The 8,910-nt window shown below is 73.5% G+C and carries 9 protein-coding genes and 2 pseudogenes; 4 read left to right on the top strand and 7 right to left on the bottom strand.

Annotation, left to right across the window (positions count from 1 at the left end):
• Window positions 1-37 precede the first annotated feature (37 nt).
• Window positions 38-1,390 (bottom strand): RraA family protein, encoded by a 1,353-nt coding sequence (locus DEF28_RS23815; RefSeq protein WP_114400312.1) that lies wholly within the window; start codon window positions 1,388-1,390, stop codon window positions 38-40.
• A gap of 265 nt (window positions 1,391-1,655) precedes the next feature.
• On the opposite strand from DEF28_RS23815, the pseudogene DEF28_RS28885 reads away from it, so the two are divergent.
• A pseudogene (locus DEF28_RS28885) lies at window positions 1,656-1,781 on the top strand (helix-turn-helix domain-containing protein); the annotation flags it as partial.
• Window positions 1,770-2,366 (top strand): IclR family transcriptional regulator, encoded by a 597-nt coding sequence (locus tag DEF28_RS23810; protein ID WP_258862671.1) that lies wholly within the window; start codon window positions 1,770-1,772, stop codon window positions 2,364-2,366. The pseudogene DEF28_RS28885 and the gene DEF28_RS23810, both read left to right, overlap by 12 nt.
• 28 nt (window positions 2,367-2,394) lie before the next feature.
• Here DEF28_RS23810 and DEF28_RS23805 read toward each other — a convergent pair whose 3' ends face one another.
• On the bottom strand, window positions 2,395-3,654 hold the full coding sequence (locus tag DEF28_RS23805; protein WP_114400310.1) for a MalY/PatB family protein: 1,260 nt from the start codon (window positions 3,652-3,654) through the stop codon (window positions 2,395-2,397).
• Window positions 3,655-3,971: 317 nt separating this feature from the next.
• Entirely contained in the window at window positions 3,972-4,502 is a 531-nt protein-coding gene (locus DEF28_RS23800; RefSeq protein WP_114400309.1) for an HXXEE domain-containing protein, read from the bottom strand.
• 54 nt (window positions 4,503-4,556) lie between these two features.
• Here DEF28_RS23800 and DEF28_RS23795 point away from each other — a divergent pair, with 54 nt between their 5' ends.
• Window positions 4,557-5,198, top strand: a complete 642-nt coding sequence (locus DEF28_RS23795) for a TetR/AcrR family transcriptional regulator (RefSeq protein WP_114400308.1) — start codon at window positions 4,557-4,559, stop codon at window positions 5,196-5,198.
• Between the two features lie 123 nt (window positions 5,199-5,321).
• On the opposite strand, the gene DEF28_RS23790 is transcribed toward DEF28_RS23795, so the two are convergent.
• Together DEF28_RS23790 and DEF28_RS23785 are read right to left on the bottom strand one after the other, a co-directional pair.
• Window positions 5,322-5,633, bottom strand: a complete 312-nt coding sequence (locus DEF28_RS23790; protein ID WP_147280242.1) for an NUDIX hydrolase — start codon at window positions 5,631-5,633, stop codon at window positions 5,322-5,324.
• Window positions 5,634-5,764: 131 nt separating this feature from the next.
• Window positions 5,765-6,946, bottom strand: coding sequence for an oxygenase MpaB family protein (locus DEF28_RS23785; protein ID WP_114400313.1), 1,182 nt, complete (start codon window positions 6,944-6,946; stop codon window positions 5,765-5,767).
• Between the two features lie 518 nt (window positions 6,947-7,464).
• Here DEF28_RS23785 and DEF28_RS23775 point away from each other — a divergent pair.
• Window positions 7,465-7,866 carry an ester cyclase gene (locus DEF28_RS23775; protein WP_114400306.1) on the top strand — a complete coding sequence of 134 codons (402 nt, stop codon included), beginning with the start codon at window positions 7,465-7,467 and terminating at the stop codon, window positions 7,864-7,866.
• A gap of 79 nt (window positions 7,867-7,945) precedes the next feature.
• Here DEF28_RS23775 and DEF28_RS23770 read toward each other — a convergent pair whose 3' ends face one another.
• Both DEF28_RS23770 and DEF28_RS23765 read right to left on the bottom strand, forming a co-directional pair.
• A complete protein-coding gene (locus DEF28_RS23770; protein ID WP_114400305.1) occupies window positions 7,946-8,425 on the bottom strand; it encodes a MarR family winged helix-turn-helix transcriptional regulator in 480 nt (159 codons plus the stop codon).
• A gap of 185 nt (window positions 8,426-8,610) precedes the next feature.
• Window positions 8,611-8,910 (bottom strand): annotated as a pseudogene (locus DEF28_RS23765) (ATP-dependent Clp protease ATP-binding subunit ClpX); the annotation flags it as partial.

Below are 8,910 nucleotides of genomic sequence, written 5' to 3'. Positions count from 1 at the left end.
GAACTGCCGGGAGGGCCTGGGAGCGGGCGGCGGGGGGTCACGGCCGCTCCCGTCTGATGGCGGCGCGGCGGCGTTCCTCGTCGGCGACGACGTCACGGGCCGCCCGGAGGGTCTGCTCGGCCTCCAGGCGGGGGACGATGAAGATTCCGTCGTTGTCGGCGACGACGATGTCCCCGGTCGCGCAGACCGCGCCGCCCACCGCGATGGTTCCGCCGATGTGGCCGGGGCCGTCCTTGTAGGGACCCGCGGCGGAGATCCCCGCTGCCCAGACCGGGAAGCCGAGCTGGCGGATCTCCTCGGCGTCACGTACCGCCCCGTCGATCACCATGCCGCGGATGCGGCGGTTGAGCGCGCGTTCCGCGATGAGTTCGCCGATCAGCGCCCGTGAGGTGTCCCCTCCTCCGTCCACGACTAGGACGTCGTCCGGGCCGGCGGCACTGAGCGCCCGGTGTACGGCCAGGTTGTCGCCGGGACGGGTCAGGACCGTCAGTGCCCGCCCGGCGACCCTCGCGCCGGGCCAGATCGGGCGGATCCGGGCGGAGACGAACCCAAGGCGATCGCGTCCGTCGCCGATGGCGGCGGTCGGGACGTCGGTGAAGGCGTCGATGAGCCGCCGGGTGTCCCCGTGGTCCGCGCGGGCCAGGGCGAGGTGGCGGTCGGCGGCGCCCCGGCTCACCTGCGCGCCGACTCCCAGGGTGTCGAGGAGGTCGATGCTGGCCTGGAGTTCCTGGGACCGCCGCAGCGCGTGCCGGCGCGTGCCGCTGTTCAGGCGGTCCAGCGCGTCGGGGCCGTCGGCGAGCGCGTCGGCGATCTGGCGGCGGATCCAGTTCTCCTCTCCGGCCGCGGCTCCGGCGTCCACCGTCTCGGTGATGAGCGCGCCAAGGCCCTTCATGAAGACGCTGCGCAGGAGTTTGCGCCGCGACGCCGCGCCGACCTCACCGCCGATCGCCTCCGCGTCCGCGCCGACCTCGCCGAGGAGGCGGGCGGCCTCGCCGGAGGCCGGGCCGGACAGCAGCACGTTGGCCCGGGGCCCGAACTTGCGTACCGATCCGATGATCGCGCCGTCCACGACCTGGGCGGACGTGCCGATGATACGTGCGACCTCGGCCTTCGTCTCCGGCGCGGCGGCGTTCATGTCCACGTAGACGGCGCCGGCTCGCAGTTCCGGCAGGGCGGATTCGGCGGCGGTGACCGCGTGCGCGCCCGTCGTGAGACTGAGCACGAGTTCGGCGCCGGCGACGGCCTCCTCCGCCGAGGCGGCACGCGTCACGCCGGCCGGGGTTCCCGTGGCGACCGAAGGGTCGAACCCCACGGTGGTCCAGCCAGCCTCGGCGAACGCGCCAGCGTAGACGGCACCGGCTTCGCCGAGCCCGAGTACACCTACCTTCATGCCCCACCCTCTATCATCTGATGATAAGATTTATTGCTGAATGGTAGGCAGTGTGACCTGCGACGCTCCGAGGTGTCAACCTCCCGGAAACACGTCCGATACGTTGGGAGGACCGGCTGGACGCTCCGAACCGCCGCGGGCGGCAGGGTTCTCGCCCATCCGGAGACGGCGGAAGAACGGATGCGGGCCCTCGCGGTGAAACGCGCGGGGACGGAGATGGGGAGCCACGGCTACCAACGGGAACCAGGGGCGTACGCTCGACCGGGCTCTGGACGTTCTGGAATGCCTGGAGCGGGCGCGCGGCCCCATGCGGCTCAGCGACATCGCCCGCGAGAGCGGCCTGCATGTGGCCACGGCGCAGCGCACGATCAACCAGCTCGTGCGGCGCGGCTACATCCTGCAGCACCGCCTCGGGTACTCGCTGGGGCCGGTGATCCTGTCACTGGCGCACGCGTTCGTGGTCAACGACCGGCTGAGCACCGTGGCGACCCCGGTCCTCACCGAGTTGTCGGCGACCACCGGGCTGACCTCCTCGGTGTTCGTCCGGTCAGGGGAGGAACGCATCCTCATCGCCCGGGCCGACGGCACCGATCCGATCCGATACCAGTTCCCCATCGGCCGCCGCGTCCCCCTCAACGTCGGCGGCGGCAAGGTGCTGCTCAGCGGGTTCGGCGACGAGGAGCTCGACGACTACCTCACCAGGCACGGCCAGGTCCGGCTGGCCACCGGCCGGACGCAGAACGCCGACGACCTCAGGGCCGAGATCGGGCGCATCAGGCAGGTCGGCTACCACCTGGCCGAATCCGAACGTGAACTGGGAGCGCTCAGCCTGACGCGCGCGATCCACGACTCCGACGGCACCCTTGTGGGGGCCATCAATCTGGTCACGACCGGGGAGCGGACCCGCGTCGAGGACCTGCTTCCGCTGCTCCCCGAACTGTCGAGAGGCGCCAACGCCATCGGCGTCCGGGTCTGAGGGCCCGTTCGGACCCGAAGGGCCGGCGTCAGGTGCGCGGCGGTCGGCCGCGGCTGGCGAGCACGCGTCCCATCCTCGCGAGGGCCGCACGCAGGATCGCCGGCGACGTCGCGAAGTTGAGGCGCACCCATCCCGCGCCGCCGGAGCCGAAGACGTGCCCGGAGCTGAGTGCCACGCGCGCCTCGTCGAGGAACACTTTCGCCGGTCCGGCGAGGTCGCTCACGGCACCGGGGACGGCGGACGCCCCGTCGTACAGCTCCGTTCCGGTGCAGTCCAGCCATGCGAGGTAGGTGGCCTGCGGCGGCGTGTACCCCACCCCCGGAAGGTGCTCCCTGACCAGGCGCCCCAGCAGGCTCCGGTTGGCGTCGAGCCCGAGCAGGAGTCCGTCGAGCCAGTCGACACCGTCGCGGAACGCCGCCGTGTGGGCGATGACGCCCAGGTGGCTGGGACCGTGGCCGACTTCCTCGGGCATCTGCCGGAGCTCGGCCGCCGATTCGGTGCCGGCGAGGGCCAGCGCTGCCTTGAGACCGGCGAGGTTCCACGCCTTGGACGCGGAGGCCAGGGCGAAACCGTTCTCGGATCCGGAGACGCTGAGAAAGGGGGTGAAGACGGCGCCGGGCAGCACCAGGGGCGCGTGGATCTCGTCGGAGACCACCCGGACACCGTGCGCGCGGGCGAGCGCGGCGATCGCTTCGAGCTCCGCGCGGGTGTGGACGACACCGGTCGGGTTGTGCGGGTTGCTCATCAGGAAGGCCGCCCGGCGGCCGTGGCGCCGCGCGCGGACGAACGCGTCCTCCAGCGCGTCGAGGTCGACCCGCAGGTCCGGGCCCAGGCGCGCCTCGACGACGTTCCGGCCGGCGTGGGAGACGAACGCGTAGAACGGCGGATAGACCGGCGAGCAGACGACGACCGTATCGCCGGGGCCGGTGATGAGACGAAGGATCTCGACGATGCCCATCATGACGTCGGGCACGATCGCCGTGTCCGCGACGCGCAGGCCGCCCCACCGCCACCGCGCGGCGGCGAACGCGGCGAGGGCCTCGGCGTAGGCGCTACCGTGGGGATACCCGGTGTCCCCGAGGTCGACGGCTCTGTGCAGGGCCTCGGCGACGGCCGCTGCGAGCGGGACGTCCATCTCCGCCACCCAGAGCGGAAGGACGTCCTCGGGATAGGTACGCCACTTCATGCTGGTGCGCTCTCGCAGCCGCTCCAGGGACAGCCGCACGAACGGATCCGCGCGTCCCTCGTCCGTGTCCTCATGGGGTGCCTGGTTCGCGGCTTCGCTCATGCGGTGCTCCTTCGCCCGGAAGGGCATGGCCGGGGTGACGCGGACCCGGTGGACTCGACGACCGTGCCCGCGTACTGGGGCCAGCCCATCATCGCCCACGCCAACGCCAGCCCGACCTGCTGGTCGCGGCGGTCCGCCACCTCGGCGGTAGCGGTTCCGTCTCCCCCTCCCTGCCCGCCGGATCCTCCGCGGGCGGCACCGGCGCCTGACCCGCCAGCGGAAGGCCGGGGCCGCGCCGATGTCCACGCGCCGAGGGGGAGCGCCGCACCGTCCCCTCAGCACCACCCCAGCGGGCACCGGCCGTGATCACCGCTCTCTCAGACGACCAGGGCGAGCACGTCGGCGAGGGCGAGTGATCCGGCCACCATGCCCACGGCGGCGATCACCGTCGTCGCGACCGTCGGCGCCGTCCAGCGCACGGGCGGGAGTGACCGCACGGTCAGCAGCCCGACGGGGAGCAGGACCAGGACCCCCGTGACCACGCCGGGCATCAGGCTCCACGACGCCGCGCTCAACACCAGGTGGCCGGCACCGTTGCACATCAGCGCGTAACTAAGGCAGCCCAGTACTTCGGGGCTCCAGGCCGGCCGGGAGACCACCGCGACGGCGGCGATCAGGAACACCGCGGTGGTGACGATGGCGAGGGCGAGGGCGAGCTGGGTCGGGTCGGCGTGCAGTGAGCTGCCCGGCAGCCAGGGGTGGGCGGATATCCACCCGCCCATGCCGAACCGCCATTCCTCGGCGTTGTGGCCGGCCAGCGCGGCGACGGCGAGGGCCCAGAGGGCCGCGAGGCGGCCGGGGGCCGGCGCCCTGGCTTCCGCGAGCGCCGCTTCGTCCGCCTCGGGCATCCCGCACTCTCCTCTTACGATCGTATGAATCCCATACGATCGTAAGATGGAGGTGTGGAACGCGCAACGGGGAGCGGGAGACGCCGGGTGGCCGAGGCCCTGTGGGCCACGATCGTCCGAGAGGGCGTCGGCGGCGTCAGCGTGCGGGCCGTGGCCGCCGAAGCCGGGGTGACCGGTGGCACCGTGCAGTACTACTTCCGCACCCGCGCGGAGATGCTCCGCTACGCGATGGAACTCATCGCCGAGCGCGTCGAGCGACGGCTCTCCGCGATGCCGCGGTCGGGACCGGCGCGAGAGTGGACCCGCGCGATCCTGCTCGAACTCCTCCCGCTGGACGCCGAGCGCCACCATGAGTTCAGCGTCTGGCTCGCGTTCTCCGCCTACGCCGGCACCGATCCCGCTCTGGCGGACCTCAAACGGCGGACGGCCGCACGGCAGCGAGAGCTGTACCGCCATCTCATCCGCGCGAGGAGAGCATCGGCCGAGCATCCGGAAACCGGCTCGCGCGCCATCTCGGACGCGGTGGAGGAGGCGGAGGCGGCGATCCTGCACGCCGTCGTGGACGGACTGGCTCTCCACCTGGCCGACCTGGGCATCGACGAAGCGGCCGCCCTCGGTCCTCACCTCCTCGACCACCACCTCGCGCGCTCCATCGACGCCCCGCGTACGCCGGAGGGGTTCCGGCCGGAGGGGTGACCGAGACGACAGCCCGTGGCTCTGTGCCGCCAGGCGGTCGCAGCGGGCGCGCGGGCTCCCGGCGGTCGTTGCGCGGCGGCCCGTCCGGGGCCGCGCGCAGCGGGACTGCCCGGCCGGTGCCCCTTATCCCGGCGGATCCGCGGGCGGCATCGCGGCTGGTCCGTCCTCGGGCCAGGCGTGCAGGCTGAAGGTGCGCCCGTCGAGGTAGGCGGCGAGGGCCTGGGCGCCGTAGGGCACCACGTCGTCCGGAAGCCGGTGCGCGGGCGCCCACGCCAGTTCGCTGTGCTTGCGGGGTTCGGCGTTGCGCGGCGCGCCCGCCCGCGAGGCGTCGCGGAGGAGCTGCACGCCGGGGCAGACGGGAACGAGCGGTCCGGCGCGGGCGGCGGTGTCCGGGCCGGGGAGTTCGCCGGCCTGGCCCGCTCGGCGACCGCGCACCACCTCCGGCGGTCGCGGAGGTCGTCCAGCCGGCACACGCGTCGGCCGGACGAGCCGGCGATCGGCGGTCCGGACCGTCGCAGGGTCCGCGAGGTCCGGGAACACGAGCCCGATCCATGTGGTCCAGTGGCTCACGACGCCGCGGCGTGGTCCTGGTAGGCGGTGCTATCGGTGAGGGACGCGGCGAGTCCGCGGACGGCGGCGATGCCCTCTTCTTCGGCCTGCCGCGCCGCTCCGGGGGCATGCGGCTGGTAGCGGCGCGCCCGCGCCTCGCCCGCCGCGAGCAGCGGCAGAATCGCGGTGACGGGCGACTCCGGGATACCCAGCGCGGTGGCGGCGTCCACGCCGTGGTAGGCACGGGCGAGTGCGTGCAGCAGGTCGCGCCAGCCCTGTGCGTCCATCGGCGACCGCGGTACAGCGGCGAGGTTGGCGGTCGCCGCGTCGAACAGCGCCCCGACCAGTGCCCTGCTGTTCTCGTCGGGCGGGCCGGACGTCGAGTCGAGCAGATCGAGCAGCGCACCGGCCTGCTCGTGGTCCTCGATGCCGAGGAAGGACTCCTCGTCGAGGCCCAGCAGGTGGCCCACGTACCACCAGTAGCGGTAGAGGCGGGACTGCTCCTCTTCGGTGAGCCGGTAGCCGATGCCCTCCAGGAACGTGAACGGCACGACGGTGAAGTCGAGCCATGTGCGCGCGACGTCGGCCTGGTTGATCGGCACCCCCCACCGGTCGGCGTCCCATCCGTGCGCGACGGCCGAAGCCCGGACGCGCGCGTGCAGCAACCGGACCTGCACGCTCTGCACGTAGCCGGGAGCGCCCCGGAGCAGGCCGCCGGGCAGGATCGTCGAGCCGTTCCACAGACCGGTCTCGGCGAGGCGGCGCGGTGCCGTCGAGGTCAGCCGGCCGGTGCGCACGAGGAGTCGCGCGATCGAGGGAGAACTGTAGGTGTGGGCCAGCGAACCGCCGGCGAAGGCCAGGTTGCCCCAGGGGAACGGCACCGCGAGCGAGATGCGGTCGCCCTCGGCCAGACGCTCTGGGGAGACCCAGCTGGGCACGGTCTCCGCGTGGGCGAGCAGCGCATCGACGGCCGGCGGGGCGTCGGGCACGCTCGCCCGCCCCTCGGCGAGACCACGCTGGAGCGCGGTGCGGGCGGGACGGCCGAGTTCGTCGAACTCGGCGATGACGGCGTCGGCGAGCGGGTCCCCCATCCGCAGCGCCCGCAGCAGGAAGTCGACCCGGTCGCCGTGGCGGGCCCGGGCGGCGGCGAGGTCGGCGACCCGCTCGGGCACCGGTGAACTGTTGATCGGAACTGTCATGACGTCGTTCCTATCTCTCCCGCCCGCCGGCAGCCACGGCTCGCTGATCCCCCCTTCCCGCGGCGGAGGGGCGGCCCGCTGTGCCGCGGATCGGCGGGCCGAGCGCCGCTCCTCGGAAGGGCCGGGGGCCGGGTCGTGCGGCGCGGGTGAGCGCTGGTGCCGCTGCCCCGGACGGCCGTCGGCGGGAGGCGGGCCGCGGCGAGGCCGCGGACCCGGTAGTCGAGCGCCACCCGCGGCCCGAGGTCGGAGCCGACGCCGACGAAAGGATGGCGCCGGTACCCGGTCGTGGCGGTCGGACGCGGGTCCCGGCGGTGGACCGGATGGAGCACCTCTCCGCGAACGCCTGGTCGGCCCCGGGGTGCGCGGTGCGGGTCCAGCGGTCGCACAGGTCGCGCGCCGAGTCGTCAGGCAGCCGCACGCGCCGCTTCTGGATCGTGGTTGACGCACCAGTTGACGATGTACATACTTCACAATGTTGTATGTTCATTAAAACCGTGTCCCTCCAGACAGGAGCGCGCATGACCGGCACGACCGACACCGACCTGATCCGCTCGGCCTTCGACGCCTTCAACGCCGACGACGTCGACGCCCTCCTGTCCCGGATGGCCCCGGACTTCGTCATCAACCTCGCCGGCGCGCCCCAGCAGCGCGGCCTCGACGTGTGGCGGCGCGGCTACGACGCCATGAGGCACGGCTTCCCCGACATCAGGGCCGAGATCGACGACGTTGTGGCCGCGGGCGGCCGGGTCGCCCTGCGCCTGACCTTCCGCGGGACGCACACCGGGACGTTCCACGGCATCCCGCCCACGGGACGCGCCGTCGAGTACACCAGCCACGAGTTCTACCGCGTGGCGGACGGCGTCATCGCCGAGGAGTGGATCTGCTCCGACCTGGCGACGCTGCTCCGCCAGCTCGGCTGACCCGGCGGCCCCGCACCCCGGCCGGGTGGCCGGATCCCCCACGCACCTCCGCCGGTGCCCGCTCGGGCACCGGCGCCGGTCAACTCGGGGCGGCGCCGTCCGCGGCCCGCGCCTCCTCCGCGACGAGGGTGTGCAGGCGGCGCAGCACGTCGTCCAGGCCGGCCGTGAAGGCGTCGAACCGCGTCTCGGGCATCGCGCCGAACAGGTCCCGGGCGAGTTCATCCCGCTGGCGCCGCAGCCTCTCGACCACCGACGCGCCGTGCTCCGTGAGCGTCACGAGGCTCGCCCGGCGGTCCGCCGGATCGTGCTCGCGGGTGACGAATCCGGTCGCCTCCAGCGCGTCGACGAGGCCGGTGACATTGCGCGGGCTCACGTCCAGCTCCTCGGCCAGCCGGCGCTGCGGCGCGGGACCGATCTCGCGCAGTTTCCACAGCAGCGTGGCGCGGGAGGTGGTGAGGCCGTCGCGGGCGAGACCGCGCGCGGCGTCCTGGTGCAGCAGGACCGTGAGTTCGAGTATCCGCTCAAGCGCCCGCGTCCAGGACTCCTCCACCGCACTCATCGTGAAGAAGCTACACCAACCTGCGCCCGGGCCCGCCGCCGAAGGCCCGGCCCCGGCCGGGCGGCCGGAGCGGCCCGGCTCCCCTGGTCAGCGACGCCCGGCAGCGCGCCCGGCGCGGCACCCGTTGGCGGAGCCTGCTGCCCGGTGGCTGCCCGGCGGCCGGTCCGGTGCGGCCCGGCCAGCCGTCAGGCGGACTCCCGGCGGGGCTCACCGCCCGCGGGCCGGTCGCGCGGGACCAGGGTCGGGTTGACGTGGTCGAGGACGGTGTCGCGGCCGACCACGACGCGGGCGACGTCCTCCCGGCCGGGGAGCTCGTACATCACCGAGAGCAGAACCTCCTCGATGACGGCGCGGGCGGCGCGGGCACCGGTGCGGCGCAGCAGGCACTGCTCGGCGATGGCGTCCAGCGCGTCCGCACTGAACTCCAACTCCACATTGTCCAACTCGAACAACCGCTGATACTGCTTCACCAACGCGTTCCGCGG

Origin of the sequence: Marinitenerispora sediminis (genome assembly GCF_003336425.1) — a bacterium.
GTDB classification, from domain to species: domain Bacteria; phylum Actinomycetota; class Actinomycetes; order Streptosporangiales; family Streptosporangiaceae; genus Marinitenerispora; species Marinitenerispora sediminis.
Note: the sequence above shows the minus strand (reverse complement) of the source record. Positions and strands in the feature narration are given on the sequence as shown.

What these genes read in the sequence shown, in the direction of transcription:
- DEF28_RS23770 (WP_114400305.1), bottom strand. Translation starts at nt 8,425, where the DNA reads ATGAGTGCGGTGGAGGAGTCCTGGACGCGGGCGCTTGAGCGGATACTC.
- DEF28_RS23815 (WP_114400312.1), bottom strand. Translation starts at nt 1,390, where the DNA reads ATGAAGGTAGGTGTACTCGGGCTCGGCGAAGCCGGTGCCGTCTACGCT.
- DEF28_RS23785 (WP_114400313.1), bottom strand. Translation starts at nt 6,946, where the DNA reads ATGACAGTTCCGATCAACAGTTCACCGGTGCCCGAGCGGGTCGCCGAC.
- DEF28_RS23775 (WP_114400306.1), top strand. Translation starts at nt 7,465, where the DNA reads ATGACCGGCACGACCGACACCGACCTGATCCGCTCGGCCTTCGACGCC.
- DEF28_RS23805 (WP_114400310.1), bottom strand. Translation starts at nt 3,654, where the DNA reads ATGAGCGAAGCCGCGAACCAGGCACCCCATGAGGACACGGACGAGGGA.
- DEF28_RS23800 (WP_114400309.1), bottom strand. Translation starts at nt 4,502, where the DNA reads ATGCCCGAGGCGGACGAAGCGGCGCTCGCGGAAGCCAGGGCGCCGGCC.